This is a genomic window from Kribbella sindirgiensis, assembly GCF_004331435.1.
In the GTDB taxonomy this organism is placed as follows: domain Bacteria; phylum Actinomycetota; class Actinomycetes; order Propionibacteriales; family Kribbellaceae; genus Kribbella; species Kribbella sindirgiensis.
Genome location: NZ_SJKA01000039.1, coordinates 1 through 11,513, shown reverse-complemented (window position 1 = coordinate 11,513; position 11,513 = coordinate 1). Strand labels below are relative to the sequence as shown.

At 67.7% G+C, this 11,513-nt stretch carries 13 protein-coding genes; 4 read left to right on the top strand and 9 right to left on the bottom strand.

Features of this window, described 5'->3' with window-relative positions; all coding sequences use genetic code 11:
- From E0H50_RS42630 to E0H50_RS42595, 8 genes are all read right to left on the bottom strand, one after another.
- Positions 1-627 (bottom strand): DUF222 domain-containing protein (locus tag E0H50_RS42630; protein ID WP_131297150.1); only part of this gene is annotated, 627 nt, incomplete at its 3' end.
- A gap of 246 nt (positions 628-873) precedes the next feature.
- Positions 874-1,284, bottom strand: coding sequence for a glycoside hydrolase family 9 protein (locus E0H50_RS42625; RefSeq protein ID WP_131297148.1), 411 nt, complete (start codon positions 1,282-1,284; stop codon positions 874-876).
- 322 nt (positions 1,285-1,606) lie between these two features.
- Positions 1,607-2,632: an ABC transporter ATP-binding protein gene (locus E0H50_RS42620; protein ID WP_131297145.1), complete on the bottom strand. Its 1,026-nt coding sequence runs from the start codon at positions 2,630-2,632 to the stop codon at positions 1,607-1,609.
- Positions 2,629-3,603, bottom strand: coding sequence for an ABC transporter ATP-binding protein (locus E0H50_RS42615; protein WP_131297143.1), 975 nt, complete (start codon positions 3,601-3,603; stop codon positions 2,629-2,631). The genes E0H50_RS42620 and E0H50_RS42615 overlap by 4 nt, the downstream gene beginning before the upstream one ends.
- Positions 3,584-4,516, bottom strand: a complete 933-nt coding sequence (locus E0H50_RS42610; protein ID WP_131297141.1) for an ABC transporter permease — start codon at positions 4,514-4,516, stop codon at positions 3,584-3,586. Before E0H50_RS42610 ends, E0H50_RS42615 begins: the two co-directional genes overlap by 20 nt.
- Before the next feature lie 3 nt (positions 4,517-4,519).
- Entirely contained in the window at positions 4,520-5,518 is a 999-nt protein-coding gene (locus E0H50_RS42605; RefSeq protein ID WP_131297139.1) for an ABC transporter permease, read from the bottom strand.
- A 33-nt stretch (positions 5,519-5,551) separates the two neighbouring features.
- On the bottom strand, positions 5,552-7,267 hold the full coding sequence (locus E0H50_RS42600) for an ABC transporter substrate-binding protein (protein ID WP_131297137.1): 1,716 nt from the start codon (positions 7,265-7,267) through the stop codon (positions 5,552-5,554).
- A gap of 32 nt (positions 7,268-7,299) precedes the next feature.
- Positions 7,300-8,244 (bottom strand): ROK family protein, encoded by a 945-nt coding sequence (locus E0H50_RS42595; RefSeq protein ID WP_131297135.1) that lies wholly within the window; start codon positions 8,242-8,244, stop codon positions 7,300-7,302.
- 128 nt (positions 8,245-8,372) lie between these two features.
- Between E0H50_RS42595 and E0H50_RS42590 the strand changes: the two genes are divergently transcribed.
- Genes E0H50_RS42590 through E0H50_RS42580 form a run of 3 tightly spaced genes read left to right on the top strand, consistent with a single transcriptional unit; the run spans position 8,373 to position 10,376 of the window.
- Positions 8,373-9,554 carry an ROK family transcriptional regulator gene (locus E0H50_RS42590; protein ID WP_131297133.1) on the top strand — a complete coding sequence of 394 codons (1,182 nt, stop codon included), beginning with the start codon at positions 8,373-8,375 and terminating at the stop codon, positions 9,552-9,554.
- A gap of 41 nt (positions 9,555-9,595) precedes the next feature.
- Complete coding sequence (locus tag E0H50_RS42585; protein WP_131297131.1) at positions 9,596-9,955, top strand: VOC family protein; 360 nt, start codon at positions 9,596-9,598, stop codon at positions 9,953-9,955.
- Positions 9,956-9,971: 16 nt separating this feature from the next.
- Entirely contained in the window at positions 9,972-10,376 is a 405-nt protein-coding gene (locus E0H50_RS42580) for a hypothetical protein (protein WP_238151723.1), read from the top strand.
- On the opposite strand, the gene E0H50_RS42575 is transcribed toward E0H50_RS42580, so the two are convergent.
- On the bottom strand, positions 10,353-10,859 hold the full coding sequence (locus tag E0H50_RS42575) for a winged helix-turn-helix transcriptional regulator (protein WP_131297126.1): 507 nt from the start codon (positions 10,857-10,859) through the stop codon (positions 10,353-10,355). The genes E0H50_RS42580 and E0H50_RS42575 overlap by 24 nt on opposite strands.
- Before the next feature lie 53 nt (positions 10,860-10,912).
- On the opposite strand from E0H50_RS42575, the gene E0H50_RS42570 reads away from it, so the two are divergent.
- Positions 10,913-11,371: a nuclear transport factor 2 family protein gene (locus E0H50_RS42570; RefSeq protein WP_131297123.1), complete on the top strand. Its 459-nt coding sequence runs from the start codon at positions 10,913-10,915 to the stop codon at positions 11,369-11,371.
- Positions 11,372-11,513 lie beyond the last annotated feature (142 nt).

Below are 11,513 nucleotides of genomic sequence, written 5' to 3'. Positions count from 1 at the left end.
GAGGGTCTTGTGCGGGCGGGCGCCGGTGGTGATCAGGGTGCGGAACAGTTCGGCGTTGTCGTTGGCCAGGTACCCGGTGAACTTCACGCCGTGGTCGGCGGTTTTGAGGGTGAGGGTTTCGCGGGCGGCGGCTTTGTGTTCGTCGGGTTCGGGGCCGTCGGTGTCGAGGATGTCGCGGGACTGTTCGGCGGCCTTACGGAGGTCGGCGGGCGCGAGGTGCCTGGCGAGGCGGACCAGTTCTTGTTCGGCGAAGTCCAGGTCGGCGACCGGCACGGTCGTCGGGACCTTCTCCAGGGCGGTCACGATCGCTTCGGCCTGCGCCGGGCGCAACAGCACCTCCTCCTCTTCTGCGGCATCGAGGTCGGGGAGGGCGGCGGTGACCGCGGCGTACTTGGGTAGGGCGCGGGCGAGGCGGACGTCGCGGTAGGCGCGGGTGTGGTCGAGTCGGTAGCGGAATTCTATGTACTGGACCGTGTCGCGGGCGCCGACTCGTTCGGCGTACCCGGAGGTGTCCATCGCCGCGATGAGTCGCAGCCGGCGGGTCTCGATACGCGCCAGGTCCGCGTCGGCCTGGTCGAGAGCGTGCACCAGTTCGGCGTCACTCATCAACTCCGGCGGCTTCTCCATGCATCAAAGCCTAGACACCCCACCGACAGTTTTCAAAGCCAGAACCCCTTATTTTCAAGGGAATCTGTTATCCACGACCAGGCCATCCTATGGATCTTGCTGCAGGCAACTAACTGTCTGCGGGTCTAGTGGGCTGACGCGGCGGCCAGGAGGTACCAGGCGGTGTGGGGATCCACTGTTCGGTCCAGCGCCATTCTTCGCCTGCGGGGCGTTGGTGGGGAGGAAGGCGATGTCTTGTTCGTTCGTTCAGCCGGAGGTGATGCCGTTGACGATGCCGCCGGGCAGGTTGGGGAAGTCCGAGTAGTACTCGGGGTTGTTGCGGCCACGGCCCTGCAGCATGCAGACGTCGTACGGGTTGCGGCCGAGGATCCACGCCATTTGGTCCTCGGCGAAGGTGGTGAGGCGCGCGGTCCGTCGTACCCACGTCGTCGAGGCGGACGCAGGCGCCGGCTGCGGCGCCGGAGAGGGAGGCGATGGCGGCGTTCTCGCCTTGCCACCAGTAGCCGGTTTCGTTGTCGCGCGGGCGTGATCAGCCTGCCGGGTGGTCGGAAACACCTGCGCGAACCGCAGCAGCGCGAGGATCGGCAGCCCGGGCTCGACTGCGTGCACGAACGGCCGACCCGCCGCGTCGGCCCGGAACCACCCCGGGGCCGTCACCGGACGACACGTGCCGCGCGACGAGCGAGTTGGCGCGCCGCCAGGCAGCGTTGGCGACCCCAACAACCCGATCCGCTGAGCCAACTGCGCGGACTGCGGCTGCCAGTTCGGTCGCGCCGAGGAGGGCGCAGTAGTCGTCGACAATCGACTCGGTGTTGTCGAACAGGTAGCTGCGGTTGTGTTCCTCGAGATGGATGAAGGCGTCGTACGCCGTGTCCAGGTACGTCGAGCGTGAGTAGTCGCCGTCGGAGTCCGTGGTGAAGGCCCGGGCGAGGGCCGCGATGGGCGGTTCCGAAACCGAGGTGCGGGGCGAGGATCTGTATCAGTTCGCGTCGGGCTCCGCGACGTGGCAGGCGGCTTCGTGGTTCTTGCCCAGGACCCGGAGGAGGGGTGTCTCGGAGTGGCAGCGGTCGATGGCGAGGGGGCAGCGCCAGCGGAAGCGGCAGCCGGGGGTGGGGTCGATGACCTTCGGGGGTTCGCCGGTGTCGCCTTCGATGCCGGTGCTGAGCGGGGCTCGCGGGTCGGGGACGGCTCCGAGCAGGAGGTCCGTGTAGGGGTGTTTGGGGTTCTGGAGGACCGACTCGGTGGGGCCGGTTTCGACGACGTGGCCCGCGTACATGATCATCAGGCGGTCGGCGACGTACCGGGCCGAGGCGATGTCGTGGGTGATGTAGAGGAACGACACGCCCTGCGTCTCTCGCAGTTCCGCCATCAGGTTCAGCAGGCCGATCCGGATCGACACGTCCAGCATCGACACCGGTTCGTCGGCGAGGATCAGTTTCGGCTTGTGCGCGAGCGCCTGCGCGAACCCGATCCGTTGCCGTTGGCCACCACTCAGTTCGTACGGGTACCGGTTCATGATGTCACCCGCCGGCGACAGTCCGACCGCCTCGATGACCCGCTCCGCCTCTTCGAACCGCTCGGCCCGGGAAAGCTCCGGCCGGTGCAGCTTCAGCGAACGCAGCACGCCGTGCGAGACACGGAACGCCGGGTTCAGCGAGCTGAACGGATCCTGGAACACCATCGGTACGTCGCCGCGGTACGCCAGTTGGTCCTTCCGGGAGCGGTACGTCGACGTGGACCGCCCCTGGTACAAGATCTCGCCACTCGTCGGCTTGTAGACGCCTGCCAGCAGCCGTGCGATCGTACTCTTGCCGCTCCCGCTCTCGCCGGCCAGCGCGACGATCTCCTGCCGCCCGATCGTGAAGTTCACCTCGTCGACCGCGTGCAGCATCTGCCGTCCGAACCCGCGACCGACCCGGAAGTGCCGGGTCAGTTCCCTTGCCTCGAGCAACGGTGTGGCGGCGGACTCGGTCACGCCTGTTTCGGTCACGTCCGTCGACGTCATGATGTGCGCTCCTGGACCGGTTCCTTGACATTCAGCAGGCAGCGCGCCTGGACGGCGCCCACCTGGTAGAGCTCCGGCTCGATCTTCGGGCAGTCCTCGAACGCCTTCGGGCAGCGCGGCTGGAACCGGCAGCCCGGTGGCGGCGAGGCCAGGTTCGGCGGAGTCCCCGGGATCCCCGTCAGCGGAACCTTCGGCCCGCGGATCGACGGGAACGCGTCCAGCAGCCCGGCGCTGTACGGGTGCTGCGGTGCGTCGAACACCGCGCGGGTGTCGCCGAACTCGACGACCTGTCCGGCGTACATCACCACCAGCTTGTCCGAGAAGTGACTGACCAGCGACATGTCGTGCGTGACGAAGATGACCGCGAACCCGAGCTGCTTCTGCAGTTCCTTGATCTGCACCATCAGCGACCGTTGCGCGACCACGTCGAGCGCGGACGTCGGCTCGTCCATGATGATCAGGTCCGGTGTGAACAGCAGTGCCATCGCGATCATCGCGCGCTGCCGCATGCCGCCACTCAACTGGTGCGGGTAGCTGTTCAGGTGGATCGGGTCGATCCCCACCAGCCGCAGCACTTCGGCCGGCCGTTCGTCGGCGACCGGCTCGTCGTGCGCCCTGATCGTGTCCCGGAACTGCGCGCCGATGCTCTTCACCGGGTTGAGCGCGTTCATCGCGCTCTGCATCACGACCGAGAAGTCGCGCCAGCGCAACGCCGACAGCTTCTTCTCGGTCATCGTCACCAGGTCCTGGCCCTGGAACCGCACGGTGCCGCCGGTGATCGCGGCCGGCGAGCTGAGCAGCTGCGCGATCGCGAACAGCAGCGTCGACTTGCCGCACCCGGACTCGCCGACCACGCCGACGAACTCACCGGCGTGGACGTCGAGATCCACGCGGTCGACCGCGACGACCGGCCGATCACCGGTGTCGTACTCGACGGTGAGGTCCCGGACCTCAAGAAGCTGATCTGGCACGTCGCCTCCGAACCGGCCGCAGCGCGGGGTTGCTGATCTCGTCGAACGCGTAGTTGAGCAGGGCGAACGACACACCGAGCAGCGCGACCGCGAGACCCGGGGAGAGTGCCCACGCGGGCAGGCCGTTCACCAGGGCGCCCTGGTTCTGCGCCCAGTAGAGCATCGTGCCCCAGCTGAGTGAGCTGGGATCGCCGAGCCCGAGGAACTGCAGGCCGGCGGCGGTGAGCACCGAGTACAGCGCCGCACCGAGGAAGTTCGCGACGATCAGCGAGATCATCGTCGGCAGCACCTCGACGACGATGATGTACGAGCGTCGCTCGCCACGGACCCGCGCCGATTCCAGGAAGTCCCGGTTCCGCAGCGACATCGCCTGCGCCCGCATCTGCCGGGCCCCGTACGACCAGCCGGTCAGGATCAGCACGATGATGATCACGGTCAGGTTGCCCTTACCGGCGTACGTCGCCAGCACGATGATCAGCGGGAACGTCGGGAGCACCAGGAAGATGTCCGTCAGCATCGACAGGCCGTCGTCCGCGAACCCGCCGAGGTACGCCGCCGAGACGCCGATGATCACCGACAGGATCGTCGCGCCGAGACCGGCGACGACCGCGATCACCAGCGACTCGCGGGTGCTGTAGATCAGCTGTGCGTAGACGTCCTGCCCCAGGCCCGTCGTACCGAGCCAGTGTGCGCCCGACGGCTTCTGCAGCGGCAGGTCGCCGATCGCCTGCGGATCGTGGTGCGCGCCCGGGACGAACAGCCCGGGGAACGCGGCGAGCAGGATGAACAGGAACAACAGCACGGCGCCGACCACGGCCTTGCGGTTGCGCAGGATGGCCCGGAACAGCCCGCCCCGCGGGCGACGAGTGGCGCTCGCAACAGGAGCGGATGCACCAGCGACAACAGCACTCATCGGTTATCCCTTCGTCCGGGCGCGTGGGTCGAGCAGGAACACCGCGAAGTCGCAGAGCAGGACACAGATCAGCACCGCCAGCGTCACCAGCAGGAACAGGGCCTGCAGCAACGGGTAGTCGGTGCTCACCGTGGCGTTGTAGAACATGTAGCCGAGACCCGGGTAGTTGAAGACGTACTCGACCAGGATCGTTCCGGAGATCACGAAACCGAGCGACATCGCGAACCCGGACAGGTTCGGCAGGAACGCGTTCCGGCCGGCGTACCCGAACATGATCTTGCGGCCCGGGATGCCCTTCGCGCGGGCCATCCGGACGTAGTCCTCGGCCAGCGTGGTCACCATGTTGTTCCGCATCGTCAGGATCCAGCCGCCGACCGCCGTGATCAGGATCGTGGCGGCCGGCAGGATGCCGTGCTTGATCACGCTCCAGACGAACTCGCCGGTGAACGCCGGCGTCAGGCCCTGGTCGTAGTTGAAGTCGTTCGGCAGGATCGGGTCGCTGCCGATCGCGAACAGCGAGATCAGCAGCAGGGCCACCCAGAAGTACGGCAGCGCCGAGGTGACGATGAACACCGGCGGCACGATCCCGTCGATCAGGCCGCCGCGCCGCCAGCCCGCCACCGTACCGATCAGCGTGCCGAGGACGAACGCGAGCACGGTCGAGATGCCGACCAGCCCGAGGGTCCACGGCAACGCGTCGCCGATCAGCGTCGTCACCGGTGAGCCGAGACTGCTGCCGATCGAGACACCCCAGTGCCCGGTGACCATCGACCTCAGGTACTCGACGTACTGCAGCATCAGGTTCTGGCCCGGGTCGAAGCCGAACTCGGCCAGCACCGTCCGCAACTGCTCCGGCGTCACCACCGCGCCGCCCTTGCTCAAACGTTGCCGCAAGGCTTCCTCGGGGCTGCCCGGCATCATCCGCGGGATGAAGAAGTTCAGCGTCATCGCCGCCCACAGCGTGAGCACGAAGAACCCGAGACGTCGTATCAGGTATCGCACTCCTACCAGCTCCTCGCGCTCACGCTAGGTCTCCTACTTCTGGGCGGACTTCGAGTACAGGTTGGTCAGCACCTGACCGACGTCCGGGATGTTGTACGGCGCCGGCTGCGCGTACGGGTCGTCCTGCGTCGGCCAGCCCTCCAGGTCCTTGGTGTTGTACTGGTACCAGTCGACCGACTCGGTGGTCGGGATGATCGGCACGTCCTTGATCATGTACGACGAGATCTGCTTGATCAGCTTGACCTGGGTGGCCTCGTCGGCGGCGGCGTACTGGTCGAACAGCTTGTCCACCTCGGGGTTCTGGTACCGCGAGTAGTTGCTGTTCGCCTGCTTGCCGATCGGCGCGGTGTTCTTCGAGTACAGCAGCTGCCGCAGCTCGTAGTACGGCGTCGGTCCGCCGGAGAGGCTGGAGTACGCGAGGTCGTAGTCGCCGGTGTACAGCTTCTGGTTGTACGACTGCTGCTGCAGGTCCTGGACCGTGAGCTCGATCCCGACCTTCGCGAGCTGCTGCTTCACGACCGCCAGCGACGCGTCCCAGTCGGTGTAGCCGGTGACCGTGATGACGTTCAGCTTCAGCGGGTTCGACTCGGAGTACCCGGCGGTCTGCAGGAGCTGCTTCGCCTTATCGAGGTTCGGCTTGTCGTACCCCGCCGCGGTCAGCGCGTCCTTGTCGAAGTACTTGTCGAACGTCGGCGTGACGACACCGGTCTGGTTCGCGGCCGGCTGGTATCCGCTCTCACCGATCTTGGAGATCTGCTCCCGGTCGAGCGCGTACGCGATCGCCTGCCGGACCTCGAGCTTGCTGGTCGCCGGACGCGACGGGTCGTTGTTCGGGACCAGGGCGACGTTCGCGGTCGGCGGGAACCAGTAGTTGTTCTCCGGCGACTTGGACTTGTAGAAGTTGTCGATGTTCGGGATGTACTGGCCGCCCCACTGCGCCTTGCCGCTGGCCAGGTCGAGGTTGGCCGGGTTGTTGTCCAGGTACGCCGGGTACTGGACCTTCTCGACGTACGGCTTGCCCGGCTGCCAGTAGTTGCCGTTGGCGACGTACGAGATGTTGTTGCCGGAGCACGACTCGACCGTGAACGGTCCGGTGCCGATCGGCTTGGTGTTCGTCCAGGTGGCGGGCTTGGACGCGGCCTCGCCGGTCGACCAGATGTGCTTCGGCACGATGCCGACCTGGTTGGCGAAGTTGAAGAAGTACGGTTCGGCCGCGGCCTTGAACTTCAGCGTGACCTTGTTGCCGGCCGCGGTGACGCTGGTCAGTCCGGCGCCGGTCCACAGCGAGTAGAGGTCGAGGGCCGGCTGCTCCTTCATCCGCGTGAACGTGTAGACGACGTCGTCGGCGGTGAACGGCTGCCCGTCGCTCCACTTCACGCCGTCGCGGATGGTGAAGACGATCGAGTCCTTCTTCGGCGACCAGGCGAACCCGGTGGCCAGCATCGGCGTGGTGGCGCCCGCCTTCAGCACGTTCACGAACGTCAGCGGCTCGTAGACGAACCCGAGTGCGACCTGGTTGACCGCCGGGTTGAACGGGTTGAACTGGCACGGCCAGGTCTGCCCGCCGACGTTGGCGATCGTGACGGTGCCGCCCTTCTTGTACTGCCCGGTGCCCCCGCCGCCTTTGCCGGCCGACGACGACGGGTTGGACGATGCCGCGTCCCCGATCGGCTTGTCCCCACCGCCGCATCCGGCGGTCAGTGCGCCGACCGCCAGGGCGGCGACGGCGATGCGTGTGATGCCCCTCATCGTGTCTGCCTTTCGCTACTGGAAGAACCTGCTCATGCGAATGCTTCGGCGCCGAGGTCGACTCCTGCGGCCTCGATGCCGAGGGCGAGTGCGCCGATCAGTGGTGCGTCCGTGGGAAACCGTGCCACCGAGAGCTCCGGCGGAAACGGGACGGCTGCGTCGAGGGCGCGACGCAGGCCGGGCTCGAGCTGGTCCCAGGACCGGACCAGCCCGCCGCCGACGACGATCCGGGACGGATCGACGGCGATGGCGAGGTTGGCGAGGTGCGCGGCCAGTTCCCGGACGAACTCGTCGGTGAGGACGGCGGCGGCCGGGTCGGTCCGCGCCGTCGTGAAGACGTCGGCGGCCGTGACCGGTCGCCCGAGCCGGGCGGTCCCGGTGGTCTCGAGCGCCTGGCCGCTGACGACGTGTTCGAGGATCGTGCGCCGGTCAGCGTCGACGTACACGTCGGCGGTGGAGCGCAGGTTGTAGCCGATCTCCCCGGACGCGCCGTGCGCGCCGGTGATCACGGTGCCGCCGGCAACGATCGCGACCGCGAGACCGGTGCCGAGATTGACGTAGAGCCCCGGGTCACAGCCGGTCAGCGCACCCCAGCGCAGCTCGGCCTCCGCGGCCGCCTTGACGTCGGTCGCGAGCCGCACCGGTACGTCGGGGAACGCCTCGCGGATCAAGCGCCCGAAGGGGAGTTCGCCCCAGCCGGGAAAGGTCGGAGCCAGTTCGACGCGGTCGTCGTACGGGATGCCGAGCGTCGCCGCGCCGACGCCCGCGAGTTCGTGATCGGGCGCGACCTCCGCGAGGAGTTCGCGCGCCGCCGTCAGGCAGCGGGTCATCGCCTCCGCGGCACCGGCATTGGTACTGGCACTGGCCCGGCTCTCGAGGGTCGTCGCGCCGAGGCGGCGACCGGACAGGTCCCCGACGGCGACGGCGATCTTCGTCCCGCCGAAGTCCAGCCCGAGGACGGCCGGTGTCGAAACCACGGGGTGGCACCTCCTCGCGCCGACCAATAGAATCGATAGGAAACTAACTTAACAACCATCGGACCACAAGGGATTGCCAAGACTTCCCGGGAGTTGATGGCCGAGTTGTTAGCAGCGAGGGGGTCGACGTGACGGTGATCGCCGGAGGCGCACGCCCGCAACTCATCCGCGAGATCAACGAACAGGTGTTGCTCGACCACATCCGGCGGTCGGGGCCGATCTCTCGTACCGAGCTCGCAGGGCTCACCGGTTTGTCGAAGCCGACCGTGTCCACTGCGCTGAGTTCCCTCGAACGGACAGGCCTGGTGCACGTGACGGGACAGCGCACCGGCGTACCCGGGCCTGCGGCCAGTCTGTACGAGGTGCGGCCCGAGGCGGGTTTCGTACTCGGGCTGGACGTCGGGCGGGAGTACCTGCGTGGTGGGATCGCGGATCTGGCGGGGACGGTGCGCGCGCGGTTGAGTGTGCGGACCAAGGCGGGTGACGCGATGGCCCGCATCCAGGAACTCGTGGACCTGACGGCGACGCTCGCGTCCGAGGCCGGTATCGAGGTCACGCAACTCACCCAGACCGTTCTCGGCAGCCCCGGCGTCTACGACCCACGGCTCGATGCGCTGACGCTGACCGGTCGGCTGTCCGGCTGGGATTCGCCGGCGACACTGGCCGCGCTGCGAGAGCGGTTCGGTCCGACCCTGATGATCGAGAACGACGTGGACGCCGCGGCCATCGCGGAGCGGGCCCACGGGCACGGCCGCGACGTCGACAGCTTCGCGTTCGTCTCGGTCGGCACCGGTATCGGTATGGGGCTGGTGCTCGACGGCAAGCTGCGGCACGGATCGCACGGTGTGGCGGGGGAGATCGGGTACCTGCCGTTCACGGAGGGCAGCGGCAGCGATCCGCGGGACGCCCGGAAGCGCGGCGGGTTCGATGCGTCGGCGTCGGCGGCAGCCGTCGTACGGGCGGCTCGACGGGCCGGTGTCCGCGGGGCGTCGACGGCGGAGAAGGTCTTCGCCGCCGCGGCCCAGGGCGACCCTGTCGCTGCCGCGGTCGTAGCCGAGGAGGCGCTGCTCGTCGCCAAGGCAGTGTGCACGGTGATCACCGTCGTGGATCCCGAACTGGTGGTGCTGGGCGGCGGTATCGGGCAGGCGCCGGGCTTCCTCGAGGCCGTCACCAAACAACTGCGTCAGCTCGCCCCGGTGATGCCCGAGGTGAAGGCGAGTGTGCTCGGTACCGAGACAGTGGTGGCGGGGTGCCTCGCCGCGGGACTCGATCGGGCCTGGCAGACACTCGTCGGAAACTCGGCCGGCTAACCGGACGGAAACCGTCCGCAATGGCTACTAGGGTGCGAGCCATGGCTATCGCAATGTACCCAGGCTTCGTCCTGGACTGTCCGGACCCGGCCCGGCTCGCCCAGTTCTACGGTGAACTGCTCGGCTGGAAGGTCGAGTCCCGCGAAGGATGGGCGGAGATCCGCCCCGAGGACGGCAGCAACTGCATCAGCTTCCAGCAGGTCGAGAACTTCAAGGCGCCGACCTGGCCGACCCAGGACGTGCCGCAGCAGATGCACCTCGACGTCATGGTGCGCGACCTCGACGAGTCGGAGCCGGAGGTCCTGGCGATCGGTGCGACCAAGCCCGACCACCAGCCCGGTACGTCGTTCCGCGTGTTTCTGGACCCGGCAGGGCATCCGTTCTGTCTGTGTATTGATTGAAGGATAGATTGAGAGGGTGACGAGCTGGCGGGAGGAGCGACGGCAGGCGGCGGTCGAGCATGCGGCCGCGCTGGAGCGTAAAAAGGCCTCCGAGAGCGCTCAGGCGCGGGAGTTGCTGGCCGGCTTCATCGCGACCCTGAAGGAGCGCGGCGTCGAGCCCGAGCCGCTGCGTGCTCAGGTGATCGGCTCGAACGCCAGCTATCGCACCGAGCTCATCGGGTGGTACCTGCGCCGCAACCGCTCGCTCGCCGTGGACGTCGACGGGAACTTCTACATTCTCGGCGTACCCGCCAGCCTCAAGTCGCGGGTCGCCGGCGTGCGGGTGCTCCCGTCCGATCCGCCGCTCGTCGTCGGTCAGGGCGCCCGCGACGGCGAGTCGATGCCGCTGGCCGAGCTGCTACGCCTTCGGCTCGAGTCCTAGAACGCTCGCGATCAGTGCCGTACCGGGCGCTGTCCGGCCGCCGGGGCCGGGGGACGGCGCGACGTCGTCCATGTTCAGCTGCTCGCCGCACTCCGAACAGCAGACCGTTGGGGTCGTGAGCTTGCCGCACGTGGTGTGCGTGAACCGGATCGGCTGGCCGGCCGGGGGAGTCGCCCAGCGGTCGCCCCAGGCGGTCAGCGCCATCAGGATCGGTACGAGTTCCTGTCCCGCGTCGGTCAGCTCGTAGCTGTAGCGCACCGGGTTCTGCTGGTACGGCGTACGTCGTACCAGGCCGCCGTCGACGAGTGTGGCGAGCCGGTCGGTGAGCAGGTTGCGGGAGATCCCGAGGTCGGTCACGAACTGGTCGAAACGGTTCAGGCCGAGGTAGAGATCGCGCAGCACCAAGGGCGTCCACCAGTCGCCGATCAGCTCCAGGGACTGGGCGAGCGAGCAGTGCATCGAGGCGAAGCTGGTGTTCCGCATGCCCGCATCATAGTCAGTTGCAGCATTGAACTCACTAGGCCTAGGCTGCCGGTATGGGCCTTTACCACCGGATCGTCGCGCGGCAGGTGCGGAACGCGTTCACGCAGATCAGCGCGGGCAACTGGGAGGCGATGGTGGCCGGGATGGCGCCGTCGTTCACGTACCGGTTCTACGGAGATCACGCGCTCGGCGGAGAGCGGCGTACGCACGATGCCTTGCGGCGCTGGTGGGAGCGCTGCTTCCGGCTGCTGCCCGGGACCCAGTTCGAGGTGCAGGACGTCCTGGTCGCCGGCCGGCCCTGGAACACGCAGGTCGCGACAGCAGTCACCGTGCACGTGAACGTCGTCGACGGATCGACGTACGAGAACGTCGTACACCAGTTCCTGCGCATCAAGTGGGGAAAGATCACCGAGGTCCGCACCCTCGAGGACACTGCGGTCCTCCAGCGAACCCTCGACCGCCTCGCCGCGGCCGGCTACCCCGAAGCTCACGCGGAGCCGATCGTCGGCTGACACCGCTGGTGTAACGGTCGGGGCCGGAAACTCGGGTGCTTTTTGAGTTCCTAAGGGATGTCAAGCCGCCGACGGATTCGTAGACTTGGTGTTGGCGGGTCGGGATGCTGGAGCGCTTTGCGACTCCTTCTGCTCCCGGCCC

Bases quoted from the DNA above. Each gene is read 5' to 3' on its own strand.
- E0H50_RS42570 (WP_131297123.1), top strand. From the start codon at position 10,913: ATGGGCCTTTACCACCGGATCGTCGCGCGGCAGGTGCGGAACGCGTTC.
- E0H50_RS42610 (WP_131297141.1), bottom strand. From the start codon at position 4,516: ATGAGTGCTGTTGTCGCTGGTGCATCCGCTCCTGTTGCGAGCGCCACT.
- E0H50_RS42575 (WP_131297126.1), bottom strand. From the start codon at position 10,859: ATGCGGAACACCAGCTTCGCCTCGATGCACTGCTCGCTCGCCCAGTCC.
- E0H50_RS42585 (WP_131297131.1), top strand. From the start codon at position 9,596: ATGGCTATCGCAATGTACCCAGGCTTCGTCCTGGACTGTCCGGACCCG.
- E0H50_RS42620 (WP_131297145.1), bottom strand. From the start codon at position 2,632: ATGACGTCGACGGACGTGACCGAAACAGGCGTGACCGAGTCCGCCGCC.
- E0H50_RS42600 (WP_131297137.1), bottom strand. From the start codon at position 7,267: ATGAGGGGCATCACACGCATCGCCGTCGCCGCCCTGGCGGTCGGCGCA.